We start from the raw sequence: 18528 nt of genomic DNA, 5'->3' as shown, positions 1-18528 counted from the left end.
AAAATAATTAAATTCACATATTATTGAATTTAATTATATTATTTTTTTTATGGAAAGATTAATTGAACAACCACAACTGACCTTTAAAATGTATGAATTGATCAGTGGGTACTGGGTGGCATGTTGTATACATGTCGTAGCACAATTAAGTTTAGCGGATATACTACTAAAGGGTCCCAAAACACTAGCAGAACTCGCTGAAGAAACACAGTCAGACACAAAATCGTTAAGTCGCCTATTAAGAGCTGTTACTAGTGTTGGAATTTTTACAGAGAAGGAAGACGGCACCTTTGAGCTGAATGATTTTGGAGCAACTTTACTTACTGATGTTCCCGGTTCGGTAAAGCCATGGGCACTAGCAAATATGGGAGAACATTATCCTGCTTTCGGCGCGTTAACATATGGCGTGCAAACAGGAAAGGTGCCATTCGAACATGCGCATGGAAAACCTGTTTGGGAATATTATAAAGATAATCCGGTACGTGGAGCCAATCTCGCAAAGGCAATGGCCGGAATGTCAGGTGCTGTCCTTAAAACTATTATTGCTGCCTACGATTTTAATCCATACAAAAAAATGGTTGATATCGGTGGCGGAAACGGAGCCCTTATATTTGCCGTACTGGACGCAACCCCCACAAGTACAGGAATTATTTTTGATGAGCAATATGTGATTGATCAAACGAAAAAACTGATCCCAGAGCGATTAAACAACAGATGTACGACCATAGGAGGCAGCTTTTTTGATGAGGTTCCATTCGGAGCAGATTTATACATGACAAAATGGGTCATCCATGACTGGAATGACGATGAAGCTATTATTATCTTAAAAAATATACAAAAAGCCATGCACCCTGATGCCAAATTATTAATCATAGATTCCGTCATTCCAGATGATTCTAGAAACCGTCCTCATGCAGGAAAACTTTTAGACATCAATATTCTAGCGATGACTACGGGACAAGAACGGACGCTGAGTGAATTTAGGATAATCATCGAAAGAGCTGGGCTCAAATTTAACAGGTTAATTGAAACTGAAACTGAAATTTCAAGTATAATTGAGTGCGGGAGATAGAAACGGCATCTATCCAATCCTCTAAGGCTTTCTAATTTCAGTTTTAATTTATCGCAACCCAATAATAAAATCTGTTTTGTAACACGGTTAAGTTTTATAGCATCAGTTCCAAAAAAACTAATCTTTTGATCAGCTTTTTTGGGGAGGCCCTCATCAAGCGACCTTTACACTAACATGGCCTTATGTCTTGCTTACCCTAACCAGCATTACTTTGTTATTCTAAATCAGTTTAAAATGGTATGACCAACCTATTCGCGAATGGTTTAAAAAAACGAAGTGTTTTATCCTAAAAAGACTTTCTCCTCCTAAAAATAGGAGGGGAAAGGAAGTTGAGATTCAGGATCTGGAAATTGACTATCAAACAGCAGAAAAAGAGAAGCGGATAGCTTTATTGGAAAATGAGAAACGGGAGGCCACACTGAAAAACAAAAATCAGGTTTTGCTTAATTTAGTTTTAGGCATTGGCGCATCGGCACTTTTAGTGATCATGTTTTTTCTTTTCTACGTGTTAAGAACAAATAAAAAAAATAATAAAAAACGGCTGGAAGAAATTGAAAAAGATAAAGAATTAAAGATAGCACAGGCTCTCCTGGAAGGTGAAGACCGTGAGCGCATGCGAATCGCCCGAGACTTACATGATGGCATTGAGTGGCATAAAACTGAAACTTTCCGATCCAAGTGGAGATAAAGCAATTAAGATGCAGAATGCAAATGAGCAATTGGGCATCGCTATTGGAGAGCTCAGAAGAACCGCAAGGGGGATGATGCCCGAAAATCTACTAAAAAACGGACTTGCAACAGCCGTGCATGACTTATGTGCGGATAGAATAAGCTCAGAAGTGCAGATAGAGTTTCAGTCCAATAGCTTATTCGCTGATCTTTGTCCGAATAATACCGTTCATATTTACCGCATTGTTCAAGAATTATTAACGAATGCGATCAAGCATGGCGAGGCTAAAAATATTCTTATCCAACTTATTCAAGAAAAGGACAGTATTTTAATCACGGTAGATGACGATGGCAAAGGATTCGACCCGACCAAACTTGCAAATGCGTCTGGAATTGGCTTCAAGAATATCCAGAATCGGGTTAATTTTCTTAAAGGGAAGTTGTCAATCGATAGTACGCCCGAACACGGCACCTCAGTAAATATTGAGACTTATGTGCGATAAAAAACTGATTATAGCCATTTTAGATGACAGCCCATGGCCAAAAAAATCTCTCCGATGCGATAGTTGCCGGCGTCTTGCGTGTTTCGCCGTTTACTGATCTTTTTCGTGCCAAATCAGTAGACTTGCTATTGGTGGACATGTTTCTCGACGATGGCCGTTTACAGAATATAACGTGAGCATCAGCATTGCACTATTGTCGCTTGTTACTGGCGATAATATGCTAAGAAAATCCTAAATTTAATAAAAGCAATCGGATGAAAAAAACTGTTTTAACCATAACACTAAACCCTTCGGTCGACAAGAGCACCAGCGTTCAAAATATTGTTCCCGAAAAGAAATTGCGCTGTGATCGCCCAAAGTATGAAGCTGGCGGCGGCGGCATTAATGTAAGTCGGGCGCTCAAGCGGCTTGACATACCTTCAGATGCACTTTTCACATCTGGCGGAAAAACGGGCAGTATGCTCGAGAATTTATTGAAAAAGGAAGAACTCGATATCCTACCAGTGCATTTAGGCAGTGAAACAAGGGAAAATTTTATCGTAGTAGACAAGACCACGAATCAACAATACCGATTTGGATTTCCTGGTGAGACTTTTTCGAAAAATGAACAAGATGAGATTCTGGCTCTTATCGACCAAATAAGCCCAGCACCGGATTTTGTCGTCATTAGCGGTAGTCTCCCCGGCGATGTTCCCGCTGACTTTATTGGATTTCTTATCTACAAATATAAAGCGAGAGGAAGTAAGGTAATCGTCGATACATCAGGCGATGCACTGAAAGTTGCACTTAAAGAAGGAGTATTTTTGTTGAAACCTAATGCCGGTGAGCTGGCGGCCCTTGTTGGAAAAGAGGAACTGGAAAACGCCGATTTAGATCACGCTGCTCAACAGATTATTATGCAAGGTCAAGCCAACATTGTTGTCGTCTCGTTGGGCGCCCAAGGCGCTGTATTGTACACCGCGACAGAAAAAATTCAGATGGTACCACCACTTGTAAAGATACGGAGTACTGTTGGTGCCGGAGATAGTATGGTTGCCGGAATGGTATCCGTCCTGGTCAACCAGGGCACAACTGAAGAAATACTTCGTATGGGAATTGCCTGCGGTTCGGCCACCACAATGGCTGAAGGAACTGCGCTCTTTCAAAAGAAAGATGTTGACAGGTTGTATAACGAGGTCAGAAAACAATAAAAATGTAAGCCTCTGCTGGCTTAGCCTGTCTTATCATTGGTTGCCAACTTACAAAAAGGAGTTCTTAAACTATTTAGTTATCATTATCTATGCATTTTAATAAAATTCAGCACCAAAATCTTTTTGCTTATCGAAGATTACGCCGAGCGATCGGTTATTTGGGTATTTTTTTACCCATTATCTTAGTATTACTTTCGCTATTCAAGTTTTTCGGTACTGGTATTCAACCTTCCATAAGTCACTATTACTTCTCAAACCTGCGAGAAATTTTTACCGGAACATTATGTGCTGTAGGTCTATTTTTAATTTGTTATAAAGGTAATGGCAACAAAATCTTCTGGAAGAATGATAACTACCTCACAAACCTAGCGGGATTCATGGCTATTGGAGTTGCATTTATACCGACAGATCCGACCGGCACCAGCTGTACACAATGTACATTGATCTCTTTTGGCTTAAAGGAACTGCATTATGGATTTGCTGCAGTGCTTTTTCTCACGTTTGCCTTCCTTTCTATTCACGTATTTACGATTGGCCAAGCGCTCAATACAACAATTCCAATCAGCATGGTCAATGAAAATAACATCTACAGATTCTGCGGCTATGGTATAATCGTTTGTATTACTTTAATCCCATTTGAGCTTTTTGAGTATGCCACATTGACCTTTGAAGCAGTTTCACTGTTTCTGTTTGGTACTTCATGGCTTATTAAGGGACGGGCCTTGGGCGACAAAGGCATTATTGGCAGAAAATTGTATCGTGAGCAGAATATCATAGACACCGAAGAAACGGTTTCTCCATAGGAATTTAGCAGATCCCGCCCGACAAGCAGTAAAGGTAAAGCGATGGATAATCCTTCGCCTACCTCATGGCGTCCTAGCTCCAGAATCAGATGGCTGGTCAGATATGACCTGTTTCTCTTCCTGCGTAAGCGGGGCTGGAGGAATCTCACCACCCGAGCGTTCGATCTCCTGAGTTTCGACATGTACCGCAAATTGAGCCGGCTCAATCGGAATACCCATCACAGTTGCATACTCTCTGGTGTAGATCGCTCCAAAATATAATATAGCAGCCGTATAATACACCCATAGTAAAATCAGGACAAAGGAGCCTGCCGCACCATAAGTGTCCTGAGTTGCCGAATGTTCCAGGTATATTCCGATCAGGTAGCGGCCCAGCACAAATAAGGTGGAGGTAAATAAAGCTCCAGCACGTACATTACGCCACTGAATATTGACGTCGGGAAGAACCTTAAAGATAATGCTAAAAAGTACGAATATAATACCAAACGATAATGCAAAGTTGATTCCATCAACCAACATAACTGTCATGTCAGGAAAATAGCGCTGTAACTGTCCAGTCAATGCCAAAATTATGCCATTGATGATCAGGGTAACCACCAGTAAAAACCCCAGGCCGATGACTAAGGAAGAAGACAACAAACGATCCTGAATTAACTTCAGCCAGCCTTTCTTTGGCTTGGCCCGTACATGCCAGATTTTATTGATCGAATTTTGGATGTCCCCAAATACACTTGTTGCCCCTAAGATCAGGGTGATACTACTGATCAGCAGGGCCATATTGGATTTGCCCGATAGTTCGAGATTTTGAATAACTTCCTGAATCTGTTTGGCGGCACTGTTACCAACTAAACCCCGTAACTCCATAAACACCTTGCCTTCAATGGCATCTTCGCCATAAAATATACCCGCAAGCGCGATGATCAACACGAGTATCGGGCCAATGGAAAAAACGGTATAATAAGATAAGGAGGCACTGTATTTCATGGAATCTTCATTCAGAAACCCAGAAACTGAACTCTTCAAAATTCGCCAGTAGGTCTTTATTTTACTTCGACTTTTAGTCCTTATATCCATATTGATGGTCTTTTTTAATATGAATAAACCACCTACTGGCAAAGAATGTTTTGGATTTACGAAGAAACGCTGCCAAGTTACTGGCAAATTCCCTTGTTATTCATACGAGTAGTCCCGAATAGTCCCCTGAAGAATAAGCTGATTGGACCTGACCACTTTCAAACTCAGATCCATATCCGATGCAAAAGCCTTTAGCATTAAAACCGGAGCCACTTTGAGGCCATTCGGCCAGTCTGCCAGATGAATCGCCAGGTGCGAAAGACTATTGGTCTTCGCGTATTTTGACTGTAATTTATCTATCGTTGGGGCGGTAGATAAGATACTGACCTGATCATCCCTTTTCTGAAACCATTGGTAAAATAACTTATTGGGCAAAAATTTTTGTAATCCTGCATCACCCCTTACGCTCAACCTAACATTAGGCACTTTACTTTCATAAGGGGTTTTCTCCTCCACGGTTTCAAAATTGTCGTTGACGGCATAATTAATAATGGTATCCGTTTGTACAACTTGATTATTCAACACTTCAATATCAACATAATCCCCATTTGCATGCGCCATAATCGAGTCCGCTGCTAATGGTAGATCAACAAGTATATCCTTTATCAGTGTTTTCAAACGTTTGTCCGGAAAATTGACCCAGCCTTTGCCAATATAATCCGCATCGACCAGCTCACGGACAAGATATTCTTGCGGAAAATTCCATGTATTTGACTGAAGCTCCCCCATAATCTCAATGCGGCTGCCTTTCAGGTCAAATTCAACGAAATTTTTTGTTGAAATATCGCTATAACGCAACGATTTACGTGTTAATTCACTCGGATGATTAATGAAATTTTCAATGGAGATACGATCAGTGTCTGATTGGATCAAGCGGAGCATTTCTTCCTTCTTTTTGTCAAGATAAAAGCCTAGTCCTACCAATAGAGCGTCACCTTTCCAGACAAATGCTATTTTATTCGCATTATGGTACGCGTAATTTACTCCCGGAGCAGCATTATTTTCAATGGAATCCACAGAAAGGCCTTCTTTTAAAAAGGTCAGAAATTGCTTTTCATCTTTCAGATCCAAAAACGCATAGAAGTTCTTCGCGCTATCTTCAAGGGAAAAAAGAAATACATTGGCCTTGATATCGATTCCATTATCCTTTAGCTTAGTCAATTTTTTAGCGAAGTCCTGCCCCCCTTTCGGTGCCGTCTGCCAATTATCAAAGAGTTGGTTAAGCAAGATATCATCCAACGAAATGGTTAATAATGCCTTGCTCTTTTTATGAACGACAGATTTATACGACTGCTGCTGTCGAACGATATAGATGCCCCAGCCTATTATCGCTAATCCTACGATAATCCCTAAAGTCCAAATTATTCCTTTTTTAATCATTGTCTGTTACATCAATTGGTTCATCCAGGTCGGATTGTTCATCCGGCACAATTCCATCTAGCAATTGGTTGATAACAAACTGCATCGCATTGTTTGCCTTTGTCGGTAACTCAAGTTGCAAATCTGTTTCCAATCTATCACCAACAATTCCTTTAGAACTCAACGTAAAATTACCATAATTATTCAATTCCTCTAATTTAGCACGCCAACTATTGCCCAATACAAGATTCAAATCTTTTGTCAACGCTGGTATTTTCTTTGTTTGGAAAGCCGCAGAAAACTTACTTCCTTTCATAAGCTTAACAAAAGATGTATTGGATTTGGTCGGATACCTTTTGTACAAAATTTTGTTTAGCTGCAGGCTATCGTTGCTGATCATCACTAGATCTTCATGGAACATCAGGTATAAAGGAAATTCTTTGCCATTGCCTTGTTTGATTTTATAGATACCCCCAGCAAAGCTTGCATCGGCTTTTGATACCGCGACATCCAATACCTTTTTAAAAATCCTTTGATCTTCGGATGTAAACATCCAGATAAAAGATGGCACCCTCTCCTCCTTGATCATATGAACCTCCTTTACATCGTAATTATCGTCGTAATCGTAATCAACATAGTCGATCTTTAAATTGGTTATTCCATTGACAACAACCAAATTATCGCCGGGAATAATTTTAGCGATAGCCTTTTCATCCAGTGCAATTTCAAGTCCAAGGGCCATAAGCTCAAGTACCTCATTTTCTTTTCCAAAGTATTTTTTCAGGTTTTTTGTAAAAAATACTGGTATTTCCTTTAGGTACGCAGCAGTGTTCACATTGACATTAAAATATCCGAATGTTTCCGCTGTTAAATACTTAGCGAACTTTGGATTTGGCTTCCTGGCGTACAATTTTTTGGTTAGGCTTATCAGGTCTTTTCCCAAAGTCACGGTGGTTTTCAGCATAATTTTATTGCGTTGCTGAACCAGATCAAAAAACATGTCCCTATATCCACTTTCCAAAGAAAAACTACTGGTATTATAATAGGCGTCCACAATCGAGCGTACAGAATGAAGCCCATTATAAAAGCTGTCAATTTTGGGTAGCCACACACGCACAAGATCGATGTTTTTTTCTAATCGAGCCTGCTCCTGCGCGCTTATACATGGATATTTACTGCTCAATAATTGCTCCTGTTCATGCAGCAGCCATTTTTCCAACAATATATTTTTAATGGAATCATTTCGTTTATTCACGTCCTCAAAAGTCGCATCAAGTGAATCATAGTTGATATGATTGTCATAGACATTTGTATCGGCGTCCTGCACACTGTCATAGATCTCCAACGGTTCTTCTTCCTCCTGCTGTACCTCAGTTTGCAATGTATCAAAGTCAAATGCTTCCCACTCCATTGTGGTGGAATCCGTTAATACAAAATCAGCACAATTATCAGCAGCCTCGGCCTCGTCTGCTGCCGCAGTAGCGGCAGATACCGCAGCGGCGGCATAATCTATATTTTCAATACCATATACTCCTGCGATAGAATCGTTGGCAAAATAAGTTGGTCCAACCTCTCCTTTCAGCACCCTAAGCTCCTTTGCATTCCAAGCGAGCAATTGACCATCCGCCGTTCTAAATCGGCTATAACCGTTAAAGGCCGGAAGCGAAGTCCCTTCCATCTTAAGCAATCTATCAAAGTGATCGATATCAGCGATCGGGAGAATCAGCTCGCCATACAGCAAACTATCCCTATTATTTCTGTAATATACAGCAATACCTTTTGCGTCGACGCCAGTCTGCTGAAAATCATTCTGCAGATCAAGGTCTTTCTTTTCAAAGTATTTGAAAAAACCGATACGATCCAACAAATTATTCAATGTGGCAGCCTCAGCGGATTCAACGAGCTTAGCTAAATTAATAGCTACTACTGTATTCGATCCATCGGGTATTTTGCTCAATGATCCCTGTGCACAAACGGTACCGAAACCAGCTCCTAAGCACAATACTACACCAAAACCATAACGAAGCAATTTTCTTCCCCGATAACTCAACAAAAAATTTGATATGACCATACATTGATACTTTCTACTACTTATCTATCGCATCAAAAGTATCAAATGCAAGAGGCTGTTCTCATCCCTGAATTCAGGTAATTCGAGGATTTCCTTTAAGCTTCTCGTATCAGACCATATTCTATGGCAGATTTCACCGCCGCGGTCACACTTTTTGTCTGAAATTTTTCCATTAAATTTTTACGGTGGCTTTCCACGGTATGTGAACTGATAAATAAGGATTCAGCAATCTGATTGGTTGTCATTCCTTTAGCCACAAAGGTCAGTATCTCCTTTTCGCGACGGGTAAGTTTGGGAACTTGCTTCAGTCCTGCTTCCGTCTTCTTATTGAGTATGACCTGGGTTTTGGCACAGATGTAGCGCTTACCGATCAAAACATCAGATATGGCGGCAATGATCTCCGTGCCGGTGGCATTTTTTTGAAGATAAGCATCTGCTCCCTCATTTAATATACTATTGATTACCGCTAGTTCGTTATGAACACTAAAAGCTATAATTTTTAGCTCTTTATAGCTCTCTTTCAATCCCTTTACCAGATCAATTCCATTTGCATCGGGAAGATTGATATCCAGTAACAATACAAGCGGCGCATCCGAGGCAATGTTTTTGGATAAGTCCACAGCACTTGCATACATACCCACCACCTCAAAATCTTCATGGGTATTAATAATATTTTTTAGTCCCTCCAGTAAAAGAGGGTGATCATCCGTAATCGCTATCTTTATCATTTTACACTTTAATTAAACAAGAGGCATCTCAATTTCTATCGTAGTTCCCTCACCCGGCGAAGACATAATCTTCATATCGCCATGTAGAAAAGAAAGCCTTGACTGTATGTTGTGCATTCCTGCGGAATGTTGCAAATCTATCTTTTCGGTATCAAATCCCTTGCCATCATCTTCTATTGTTATATGTAAACGCTCATTATGTACAGAAAGTTGTATGAAGATACTGCTTGCTTCGGCATGCTTCAATGCATTGTTCACAAGTTCCTGAATGATTCTATACAGCGAGATCTGATGCTCTACACTTAAATTGGATTCAAACTGAAGAAATTCGCACTCTACTTGACAATTAGGCTGACTCATCCGTGCCGCATAATCCCTTAGGGCTTCCTGTAAACCGTATTTGACAATCAGATCCGGCATCAGGTTATGTGCGAGTTTACGCAGCTCATCGACAGCATCATCCAATAGTTCAATACTCCGCGTAATACCTTCCTTAACTGCGGGCTGATTGTCTCCCTTATCGCTGAGCGAGGACAACCCAAGTTTTGTGCTCGACAATAATCCCCCCAAACCATCATGTAAATCCCGAGCTAAACGTGTCCGCTCTTTCTCTTCACCGGCCAGCATGGCGGTCAGATTTTTGATGGCATGCTGCTGGTTATTTTTCTCGATTTCGAGGCCATGTAGATGCTCCTTTTGCCTCAACGTGTCGGAACGCTGCCAATAGGCATAAAAAAGCAAGATAACAGCAATTAAAGAACTAATAAATAACCAGATATAGATCGAGTTCATGCGCGATTTAAAAGCAATTTCCTGTTTGGAAACATCAAGTTCCTGCAATCGCTGTTCATTTTCCAGGCGGCTTAACTGCAGGTCTTTTTCCTTTTTGTCCCGTTCCAGCTGAAGTACTTTCAACTGTTGCGTCCGATTTAGTTCATTTAACTTTAAATTCTCGACCAATTGATTTTGTCGGTCATTAAGGGCTTTCATCAACTTGATCTGTTGTTCTTTTTTCTCCCCTTCCAATCGCAACCGCATTAATTTTTGGTTCTGCAGTTCCCGTTCATATTTAATTTCAAGTTGTTTGGTTTTATCCAGCTTATCTGAATTGAAAGCCTCTTCGAAAACTTTGATATAACTCTTTTGATACTGAAATGCTTCCTCATATCTACCCTCTTCGACGCTCACTTCAGCAAGTCTACTGTAAAGACTGAGCCCTACTTGGTAATCGTAATGTGGTTCCCGCTGTAAGTTATAAAGCGCCTGCTGTAGATACTTTTTTCCCTGATCCCGATGTCCATTTTTGAATGCTTCATCAGCCAATATGCCATAAGCTGGTACAGTAAGTGCATATTGTCCAGTCTCCTGCGCAATTTGCAAGGCTTGTTGAGCAAATGATGTAGCTTTTTTAGCTGAATTTTCGGGATAGAATTCGTGATATAGATTCGCTAAATTAACGGAAACATAGGCCATATCCGTTGGGTTAATAAGATTCTTCTGATTATTCTTTGCAATTCGGTAAGCTTCGAGATAATGTTCCTCGGCTTTCTTCAATACGTTTGGGTTCGTTCGATCTGACCGATATTCTTCCTCAAACAGATAACCTGCCTGCATATAGGCATCGAACAAACTATTTACGTTTCGGCCGGCTTTGGCTGTCTCTAGCAGAAGATTTGTGTACTTCTCCTGAAAATCATAATTCCGTTGATTGGCGTAAATAGCTGTTAACTCCTTATAAATAGCCAATTTCCGCGCAATGTTGGCATCTGTCTGTGGCGCCTTTTCCAAAAAGGAAATTGCTTTGTGAAACTGTGAAACCGCCTGATCCTCTTTGCTCTGTCTTGTCATAATCCAGCCATCACAATAATAAACATACCCCTTGGTACTGTTGTCATTGATAATGGGCAGAACGGACTTTGCATGCTCCAGATAAAAGCGTGATTTTTCAAAGAGATGATCATTGTAGCTGTTCATTGCTGCAATGCAATTTAAATAAGCGTAGTACTGTTTATCCGGATAATTTTTGGCCAGTTGAATATTATCGTTGAGCAACTGACTTGCCAATGCTTTCTCATTCGCGAAATATAGCGCCTGCGCATATTTTCCGGTCAGCAGAAAACGCTCTTTACTTCCTAAGGGAAGGTTATAATATGATTTCTGTAGCTCCTGCAACTGTTCCTGTGCATACAGCTGACTACAAGAGAATAGAAAAGCTAAGCATATAATAAAGGTTTTAAAAAAAACATGAACACACCCCATAAAGTCTATTAATTCCCATTAGTGGATTAGTCAAACTTAGATAAATTTACTTTTATAAACAATTATAATTGCTGCCAAAATCTGCCAGAAACACATAGATCCGCGTCATTTGCACCACTTCAATAGCTCCAATTTCGCAAACACCATGCCGTTGGGAACAAGTAAAAAGCAAAAAGTGTAGCTTTGTATAAAGTTGCTACATCGCAAAAAAAAATGCTAGAAATTACAAAAACTCCTTAAAGATGAAATATATATACTTATTCCTAGCGATTACCGCTGAAATTTTTGCCACCACTTTTTTAAAGAAGTCCGAGGGGTTTAGTTTATGGAAACCAACCCTCGTCTGCATCATTGGCTATATTATCGCTTTTTATTTCCTGAGCATAACATTGAAGTATTTACCGGTGGGTATCTCCTATGCCATCTGGTCGGGCATTGGCATTGTTGCCATCACATTGATCGGTATGATTTTATTCAAACAGATCCCAGATACTGCTGCAGTGATCGGAATGACACTGATTGTCGCTGGGGTTATTATTATTAATGTATTCTCAAAAATGGGCGCACATTAGCTGATCTCAAAACTAAATGTGTATTTTTGCAGCTTACATAAACTATAGGATACGTGTCGTTAGAGAAACTAAAATTAAGCAAAAGATTGACTGCCACAATGACCGAGCTCGGTTATTTGGCTCCAAAGGAAATTCAGAGTAGGTGTATCTCCAGAATTCTTGGCGGACAAGATGTAATTGCGATTGCTCCTGAGGGAGCTGGCAAGACTACAACTTATGTATTATCGACCTTGATGAAATTAAAATTCACAAATGATGAAGCACCTAAGTTTTTAATTCTTGCTCCCAATGAAGAACGCATCGACGAGATTGTCGAAAAATTCTATCAACTCAGCAAAAATAGAGATCTTCGCATCATCGGCTTACGGGCTGGCGGAAGTATGGAAGAGGAAATAGAAGAATTAGTTGCCGGAAAGGATATTGTCGTGGCAACTCCCAACCGTGCGCGGGCAATCTATCTCAAATTAGCTCTCAATCTAAACCGTATCCAAACATTAATTATCGATGATGCAGAAGAAATCATCAAACAGGGCATGCAAAATCCTGTAAGAGAATTGGCCGAAAGCTGTGGTAAAGTACAACACCTGGTCTTCAGTACCGTTGCGCATCAGAAACTATATGCTATGATAGATACGCACCTAAATGAAGATTATGCATTGGTAGAAGTCGATGAACTGGAAAGCGAAGCCATTGACACGCTGGATCTTTTGTTATATCAGCTACCCAACTTCACTACCAAGATCAATTTGTTGAATTATCTTTTACGGGATAAAGAAGTTTTTCAAAAGGTAATTGTTTTTGTAAACTCGAAGCTTACAGCACAAAAACTTGCTACTAGCCTATTTCAACAAGAGAAAGAGGAAATCGCTATTCTAAACCCACTGTTTTATGATGATTTTGGTTTTGAAACAACGGCAGATTTCATAGAGAGTGAGCAAACTCGCGTTTTGATCATTGCCCGAGAAAACACCAATACATTTGATCTCGCAAATATTCCTTTTATTTTTCAATTTGAATTACCAAATGAAAAGGAGGAATTTTTAAATCATTTAGTCAAAAATGAACAGAATGAGGATAGCGTGGTTTTGACATTTTCGACGGATCTGGAACTTCCTATGGTCCGAAAAATAGAACAGGCAGTTGGCAAGCGAATGGACGTATTGGATCTGCCAGAGGATCTTCAGATTTACAATCCTGTAAATGATAAAAAGAAAAAAGCAACCAAGGACGAACAGGAAGACAGTTCCCGTGGTGGTGCATTTCATCAAAAGAAGGAAAGCAATGTCAAAACTTTCAATTATGGCGGGGGTGAAAAAGCAAAGATGACGATGAAATTAAAAAAGAAATAAAAAAGGGAAGCTAAAAACTTCCCTTTTTTTACGCAAATGTCTTTATTATTTGAGTCGTATTTTTCATTCAAGGTATCCATGAGCTCACTACAACCGGCTTATTGGGGGATAAAAAACCTTCAGTCGATTTTCTCATCACTTGTATGCTTGTGAAAGCATGAAGGTTTTATTTTAGCACTTTCTTCAGCAGCTTAAGCATTGGCAATACGTTCCATCCCCTGATCATTCGGGCGGGCATAATCTACCGTAGAATTTAAGTCCAGCTCCAATTCGCTACTAGATAGCATAAAAAGCTGGCCAACACCCTGAGACTGTAATTTTTCAAATGTTGCTTTAGTACACGGCTGCTTTGTTGGTATTCTTTATTTTTATCTTCATTAAAAACGTATGAATATTTCCCGAACTGTACTGTGTTAAGATGATCGAGGTTGTTGGATACCAGCAACTTGATATTGCACTATTATTTCTGACGCCGATGTCTGAAAATCAATGTAGACTCCGGCAGCATTTGCCCGATCCCATACTGGCTTACGGACTTGCCTCTCCGGTTCATCCGGAAGTCGGTTAAAAGCGGTCAGCTTTTGGTAGTCAAGCCGGCCTTCGACGTGTTTATCTTCAAGCGGAGAAAACCAGGTATATTTTTGCTGTCCTTTGACAATCAAAAGCGAGAACAGCATGAGTGCCATGAAAGAAGCTTTTAAAAACATACCGTAATTTAGATTTGAGTTTGAATTGATTAAAAAAGGAGCCTATTGGCTCCTTTCTATTACGATTTATTTATTATACTATAAAATAGCTTGTCTAACACGTACTAATTTTTCCATCAGTCCTTCGAGTAGGTCAAGGTGCAACATGTTTGCGCCATCGGATTTTGCGTTTGCAGGATCAGGATGGGTTTCAATAAATAGACCATCAGCACCGACAGCAATCGCTGCTTTGGCAATGGTCTCGATCAATGCTGGTTTTCCGCCTGTTACCCCGGATGTCTGATTCGGTTGTTGAAGTGAATGTGTACAATCCATTACTGTCGGCACATTAAAAGAACGCATTTCAGGAATCCCCCTGTAATCAACAATCAGATCTTGATAGCCAAAGGTATTCCCACGATCTGTCAAAAAAACTTTCTCATTGCCAGACTCCAAAATCTTATCCACTGCAAACTTCATGGACCCGGCACTTAAAAATTGTCCTTTTTTTACGTTAACGACTTTATTGGTTTTTGCCGCAGCGACCAATAGATCCGTTTGTCTGCATAAAAATGCCGGGATCTGAAGGACATCGACATAGGCCGCTGCCATTTCTGCCTCATGGCTTTCATGGATATCCGTTACGGTCGGAACACCGAAAGTCTTCCCTACTTTCTCCAAAATTTTCAACGCTTTTTCGTCACCGATACCCATAAAAGAATCCAAACGCGAACGGTTAGCTTTACGGTACGAACCTTTGAAAATATAGGGAATATTGAGTTTATCTGTAATAGTAACAATTTTTTCAGCAATCCGCAAAGCGATTTCCTCTCCCTCAATCGCACATGGTCCTGCCATTAAAAAGAAATTCTGCGAGGTTCCATTCTTTATTTCAGGAATGTATTTATTGATCATATAAATTATATAAAAATTTTAATTACCCAATTCAGATAAGAATTTGATACGCATCAATTGGAGATCTTCATACGTATAATCGTCTCCTCCCAATTCTTTGAGCGCATCGTTGATCGAATCAGTTTCCGCTGTTTTAAAGTAATCGTATACTTCATCCTGACGATCCTCATCGATAATCTCGTCTATAAAATAATTGATATTTATCTTCGTACCGGCGTTAACGATCGTTTCGATTTCCTTTAATATTTCCTCGTAGGTAATCCCTTTTGCTGCAGCGATATCATCCAGCGCAATTTTGCGGTCAATATTTTGGATAATCGCTACTTTCAGTGCGGATTTATTTGCTGTACTTTTGATAATCAGGTCTACAGGACGGTCGATTTCATTTTCCTCCACATAGTCTTTGATCAGCGCAATAAAGGAAGCGCCAAATTTAATCGCTTTACCATTTCCTACACCTTGAATCTGTTTTAATTCGTCAATATTGACGGGATAATGTGTACACATTTCTTCCAAAGAAGGATCTTGAAAGATAACAAAAGGTGGCAGGGATTTACTCTTGGCAATCTTTTTACGCAAGTCTTTGAGCATACCAAGTAAAGTGGTATCAAGCGCTCCGGTACCATGACCGGCATCTTCTCCACTTGTACTCTCTCCGCCTTCAATAGGCCGGTTTAAAACAAACTTTAACTGATATGGATTGTCCAGATAACGTCGGCCGATGTCGGTCAGTTTCAGTAAGCCATAATGGTCAATATCTTTCTCAATGAAATTATCCAACACAGCCTGTCTTACCAAAGATTTCCAATAAATAACGCCTTTGTCTTTTCCTGAACCGAACAAGCGATGTTCGTCATGCTTGTAGGAAGATACAGGTTGATTGTTCTGTCCGATCATCACATTGATGACATGATGATCATCAAATTTCTCACCCTGTTCCTTAATGAAGCCTAATATGTCTTTCAAGGACTCTTCGGCTTCAAAATATTCTTTTTCCGAACGGCAATTGTCGCACATGTTGCTACAGCCCTGTTCGTCAAAATTTTCACCGAAATAATGAAGAATCTGTTTACGGCGGCAGACCGCTGATTCGGAATAATCAATAACTTCTTTGAGTATCTGTGTACCGATCTCACGTTCGGCCACAGGTTTATCTTTCATGAATTTCGTCAGCTTCTCCACATCTTTCTCTGAGTAGAAAGCCAAACAGTAGCCATCTCCTCCATCCCGACCCGCCCGGCCAGTTTCCTGGTAATAACCTTCCATGGATTTCGGAATATCGTGGTGAATAACATAGCGGACATCCGGCTTGTCAATCCCCATTCCAAAAGCAATTGTGGCAACAATCACTTCTACATCTTCCATCAGAAATTTATCTTGTGTATCAGCCCTGGTCTTCGCATCAAGCCCTGCGTGATACGGCAGCGCTTTGATCCCATTCAGGTTCAATACCTCGCTTATTTCCTCCACCTTTTTTCTGCTCAGGCAATAGACGATACCTGTCTTACCGGATTTTGTCTTGATAAACCGTACAATTTCTTTGACGACGTCTTTTTTGGGACGTACTTCATAGTATAAATTGCTTCGATTAAATGATGATTTGAATAATACAGCATCATTCATCTGTAAGTTTTTGCGAATATCGGATTGTACTTTCGGAGTCGCAGTTGCTGTCAGGGCAATAATGGGAATATTCGCCCCTATCTCATTGATAACCTGACGTATTTTGCGATATTCCGGTCTAAAGTCGTGCCCCCATTCGGAGATACAATGCGCTTCGTCCACGGCCACAAAAGACACCGTTATCTGATGCAAAAACTCGACATTATCTTGCTTTGCAAGTGATTCCGGAGCTACATACAGTAACTTGGTCTTGCCCGCAAGCACATCCTCCTTTACCCGAGTGATTTCACTCTTATTCAGTGAGGAGTTCAAAAAATGAGCGATACTATCTTCGCCACCGAATGCACGAAGCTGATCAACTTGGTTTTTCATTAAAGCAATCAACGGGGAAATTACAATTGCGGTTCCCTCACTCATGAGTGCTGGCAGTTGATAACAAATTGATTTCCCTCCCCCGGTTGGCATAATAACAAACGTATCCTTTTTTTGAAGAATACTGGTTATAATAGCCTCTTGATCTCCTTTAAAAGTATCAAAACCAAAAAAATCCTGTAAATTGTCGAAAAGTGATTTTTCTATTTCCATTGCGCCTTGGGCAAAAATAAGATAGATAAATGAAGAAATAATCCTGAAAAATAATCTATTTTTGCAATCTATTCTAATACATAAAAGTAAGAGTATTTTTTGTGAAAAACAACTACGAAATAAAAAATATAGCTATTCAGGCTATTCAGGAAGAAGCAAAAGCAGTAGCTGCTCTGGCTCAATATATTGATGATGATTTTGTTACCGTGATAAATAAAATCCTCCATCTCCAGGGCCGGGTAATCGTCACAGGTATTGGAAAAAGTGCAATCATAGCACAAAAGATTGTTGCAACTTTAAACTCCACAGGAACACCGTCCATCTTTATGCATGCTGCCGACGCCATCCATGGAGATTTAGGTATTATTCAACAGTATGATTTGATTATTGCCATATCCAAAAGTGGCAATACCCCAGAAATCAAGGTGCTGGTTCCATTTCTGAAGCAAACGAAAAACACATTGGTGGCTTTGGTAGGAAATACAGAATCCTACTTGGCCAAAAATGCGGATCATATCCTGAATACCACGGTGGAGAAAGAGGCCTGTCCAAACAATTTAGCACCAACGTCAAGTACAACAGCGCAATTGGCCATGGGTGATGCCTTAGCAGTTGTCCTGCAGGAATGCCGGGATTTTACAGACCAGGACTTTGCAAAATACCATCCCGGAGGTGCCCTAGGCAAGAAACTTTACCTAAAAGTCAGAGACCTATCTGATCAAAACGGCAAACCGAGCGTACAATTGAATGCAAATGTCAGAGATATCATCATCACTATCACACACTTCAGGCTCGGAGCAGTGGCTGTCTTAAAGGACACACAGATTCAAGGTATTATTACGGATGGTGATATCCGCCGTATGCTCGAGAGACACACTGATCTGGCGACAATCAGCGCAGCAGATATTATGGGCAAATCGCCAAAGGTGATCGACAAAAACGAACTTGCTGCCAGTGCACTCCATATCATGCGGGAAAACAATATCACCCAATTGCTGGTAGCGGATCAGGGGAACTATGATGGCGTCATTCATATACAAGACCTGCTCAAAGAAGGTATAATCTAACTG

The 18528-nt window shown here is 40.3% G+C and carries 16 protein-coding genes; 8 read left to right on the top strand and 8 right to left on the bottom strand.

Going from position 1 to position 18528, the window contains the following annotated elements:
* Positions 1 to 49 precede the first annotated feature (49 nt).
* The 5 genes from ABTV71_RS12000 (at position 50) to ABTV71_RS11980 (ending at position 4237) form a co-directional block, all read left to right on the top strand.
* Positions 50 to 1072 (top strand): methyltransferase, encoded by a 1023-nt coding sequence (locus ABTV71_RS12000; protein ID WP_433903342.1) that lies wholly within the window; start codon positions 50 to 52, stop codon positions 1070 to 1072.
* Positions 1073 to 1463: 391 nt separating this feature from the next.
* Entirely contained in the window at positions 1464 to 1760 is a 297-nt protein-coding gene (locus tag ABTV71_RS11995) for a hypothetical protein (protein ID WP_433903341.1), read from the top strand.
* Positions 1708 to 2244, top strand: coding sequence for a sensor histidine kinase (locus tag ABTV71_RS11990; protein WP_433903340.1), 537 nt, complete (start codon positions 1708 to 1710; stop codon positions 2242 to 2244). The genes ABTV71_RS11995 and ABTV71_RS11990 overlap by 53 nt, the downstream gene beginning before the upstream one ends.
* Before the next feature lie 254 nt (positions 2245 to 2498).
* Positions 2499 to 3434, top strand: a complete 936-nt coding sequence (locus ABTV71_RS11985; RefSeq protein WP_433903339.1) for a 1-phosphofructokinase family hexose kinase — start codon at positions 2499 to 2501, stop codon at positions 3432 to 3434.
* A gap of 89 nt (positions 3435 to 3523) precedes the next feature.
* Entirely contained in the window at positions 3524 to 4237 is a 714-nt protein-coding gene (locus ABTV71_RS11980) for a hypothetical protein (protein WP_433903338.1), read from the top strand.
* Positions 4238 to 4300: 63 nt separating this feature from the next.
* On the opposite strand, the gene ABTV71_RS11975 is transcribed toward ABTV71_RS11980, so the two are convergent.
* The 5 genes from ABTV71_RS11975 to ABTV71_RS11955 all read right to left on the bottom strand — a co-directional run bounded on the left by ABTV71_RS11975 (position 4301) and on the right by ABTV71_RS11955 (position 11728).
* The gene (locus ABTV71_RS11975; RefSeq protein ID WP_121122062.1) at positions 4301 to 5311 is read right to left on the bottom strand and encodes a YihY/virulence factor BrkB family protein; all 1011 of its coding nucleotides are present in this window, start codon (positions 5309 to 5311) and stop codon (positions 4301 to 4303) included.
* Positions 5312 to 5407: 96 nt separating this feature from the next.
* The gene (locus tag ABTV71_RS11970; RefSeq protein ID WP_433903337.1) at positions 5408 to 6691 is read right to left on the bottom strand and encodes a hypothetical protein; all 1284 of its coding nucleotides are present in this window, start codon (positions 6689 to 6691) and stop codon (positions 5408 to 5410) included.
* Positions 6684 to 8741, bottom strand: a complete 2058-nt coding sequence (locus tag ABTV71_RS11965; protein WP_433903336.1) for a hypothetical protein — start codon at positions 8739 to 8741, stop codon at positions 6684 to 6686. Before ABTV71_RS11965 ends, ABTV71_RS11970 begins: the two co-directional genes overlap by 8 nt.
* Positions 8742 to 8836: 95 nt before the next feature.
* Positions 8837 to 9469, bottom strand: a complete 633-nt coding sequence (locus ABTV71_RS11960; protein WP_121122056.1) for a response regulator — start codon at positions 9467 to 9469, stop codon at positions 8837 to 8839.
* Between the two features lie 12 nt (positions 9470 to 9481).
* Positions 9482 to 11728, bottom strand: coding sequence for a tetratricopeptide repeat-containing sensor histidine kinase (locus ABTV71_RS11955; protein ID WP_121122054.1), 2247 nt, complete (start codon positions 11726 to 11728; stop codon positions 9482 to 9484).
* 242 nt (positions 11729 to 11970) lie between these two features.
* Between ABTV71_RS11955 and ABTV71_RS11950 the strand changes: the two genes are divergently transcribed.
* Both ABTV71_RS11950 and ABTV71_RS11945 read left to right on the top strand, forming a co-directional pair.
* The gene (locus ABTV71_RS11950; RefSeq protein ID WP_433903335.1) at positions 11971 to 12300 is read left to right on the top strand and encodes a DMT family transporter; all 330 of its coding nucleotides are present in this window, start codon (positions 11971 to 11973) and stop codon (positions 12298 to 12300) included.
* A gap of 53 nt (positions 12301 to 12353) precedes the next feature.
* On the top strand, positions 12354 to 13649 hold the full coding sequence (locus tag ABTV71_RS11945; RefSeq protein ID WP_433903334.1) for a DEAD/DEAH box helicase: 1296 nt from the start codon (positions 12354 to 12356) through the stop codon (positions 13647 to 13649).
* A gap of 413 nt (positions 13650 to 14062) precedes the next feature.
* On the opposite strand, the gene ABTV71_RS11940 is transcribed toward ABTV71_RS11945, so the two are convergent.
* The 3 genes from ABTV71_RS11940 to recQ all read right to left on the bottom strand — a co-directional run bounded on the left by ABTV71_RS11940 (position 14063) and on the right by recQ (position 17458).
* Complete coding sequence (locus tag ABTV71_RS11940; protein ID WP_433903333.1) at positions 14063 to 14335, bottom strand: SGNH/GDSL hydrolase N-terminal domain-containing protein; 273 nt, start codon at positions 14333 to 14335, stop codon at positions 14063 to 14065.
* Between the two features lie 99 nt (positions 14336 to 14434).
* On the bottom strand, positions 14435 to 15250 hold the full coding sequence (kdsA, locus tag ABTV71_RS11935; protein WP_433903332.1) for a 3-deoxy-8-phosphooctulonate synthase: 816 nt from the start codon (positions 15248 to 15250) through the stop codon (positions 14435 to 14437).
* A gap of 18 nt (positions 15251 to 15268) precedes the next feature.
* Complete coding sequence (gene recQ / locus ABTV71_RS11930) at positions 15269 to 17458, bottom strand: DNA helicase RecQ (RefSeq protein ID WP_121122042.1); 2190 nt, start codon at positions 17456 to 17458, stop codon at positions 15269 to 15271.
* A gap of 101 nt (positions 17459 to 17559) precedes the next feature.
* Here recQ and ABTV71_RS11925 point away from each other — a divergent pair, with 101 nt between their 5' ends.
* A complete protein-coding gene (locus ABTV71_RS11925) occupies positions 17560 to 18525 on the top strand; it encodes a KpsF/GutQ family sugar-phosphate isomerase (RefSeq protein ID WP_433903331.1) in 966 nt (321 codons plus the stop codon).
* Positions 18526 to 18528 lie beyond the last annotated feature (3 nt).

This window comes from Sphingobacterium puteale, assembly GCF_050986225.1.
Classification (GTDB): Bacteria; Bacteroidota; Bacteroidia; order Sphingobacteriales; family Sphingobacteriaceae; genus Sphingobacterium; species Sphingobacterium puteale.
The sequence above is the reverse complement of the archived record's forward strand: the minus strand, read 5'-3'. Positions and strand labels throughout refer to the sequence as shown.